The sequence below is a fragment of the Shewanella sp. 6_MG-2023 genome (assembly GCF_030547195.1).
Lineage (GTDB): Bacteria > Pseudomonadota > Gammaproteobacteria > Enterobacterales > Shewanellaceae > Shewanella.
In genome coordinates, this window is sequence record NZ_JAUOQU010000074.1 from 1 (window position 1) to 1,260 (window position 1,260).

Annotated in this window: 1 protein-coding gene; it reads left to right on the forward strand. The window is 43.1% G+C overall.

Annotated elements, in window-relative coordinates:
* The first annotated feature begins 74 nt into the window (after nucleotides 1-74).
* Nucleotides 75-1,252 (forward strand): IS3 family transposase gene (locus Q4533_RS19590; RefSeq protein ID WP_303503916.1). Its coding sequence is split into 2 segments (ribosomal slippage): nucleotides 75-333 and nucleotides 333-1,252, totalling 1,179 coding nucleotides; the frame shifts between segments, so codons are not numbered across the junction.
* Nucleotides 1,253-1,260 lie beyond the last annotated feature (8 nt).

Here is a 1,260-nt window from a genome sequence, read left to right on the forward strand (position 1 = left end):
TGTAGTGGCACACTAATTTTGGCCACCTAAATAGAGGTGATATTATTGCCTCGTAGACAACTTTAGGTGAGCACATGAGATCGACAAGCAGAAGAACATTTAGCGCTGAATTCAAACTTGAAGCAGCCCAATTAGTCCTCGATAAGAACCACACAATAATTCAAGCAGCAAAAGCGATGAACGTTGGTAAATCGACTATGGATAAGTGGGTGAGACAGCTAAAATTAGAACGTCAGGGCGGCACACCCAAAGCATCTCCGATGACTCCTGAACAAATTGAAATCCGTGAGTTGAAGAAGCACATCGCGCGTATTGAGGAGCATAACCTTATCCTAAAAAAGGCTACCGCTCTCTTGATGTCAGGCTCGATGAACAATTTACGTTAATCAGCGCACTCAAGCAGAGCCACTCTATTTTCACGCTTTGTAATGCATTCAAAGTGCATCGAAGTAGCTATAAATATTGGCTGAAAAGAAAAGAGCGTATAGATGAAGACCATACGCTTTTATGCAGTGAAGTGAAGGCTGCGCATCGTATTAGTAATGGCTCTGCTGGAGCTCGAACGATAGCGCAATTAGTGACTAACAAAGGAATTAACCTCAGCCGTTACCGAGCCCGCAATCTAATGAAAAAGCTTGGGTTATTGAGCTGTCAGCAGCCTAAACATTCTTATAGGAAAGCGACACAAGAGCATGTAGCGATCCCGAATACACTTAATCGACAGTTTGCTGTAACTCAACCCAATCAAGTGTGGTGTGGCGATGTGACGTATGTTTGGGTCGGTAATCGTTGGGCATATTTAGCGGTTGTTCTAGACCTGTTTTCCCGTAAACCTGTTGGGTGGGCTTTGTCATTATCACCTGACAGCGAGCTGACCTGTAAAGCCTTGAAAATGGCATTTGAGTTAAGGGGGAAACCTGAGAATGTGATTTATCACAGCGATCAAGGTTCACATTACACCAGCTTGAAATTTAGGCAATTATTATGGCGTCTTCAAATTGAACAAAGCATGAGTCGTCGCGGGAATTGTTGGGATAACGCACCGATGGAGCGTTTCTTTAGAAGTTTAAAATCTGAATGGGTGCCCGTAAGTGGCTATGGGAATTTTACGGAAGCAGACAAAGCGATTACCAATTACATCACTGGATATTACAGTGAAACGAGACCCCATCAATATAATGGTGGGTTAACGCCAAATGAGTCAGAACGTTTATATTGGAATGACTCTAAAACCGTGGCCAATTTTACTTGACCACTACA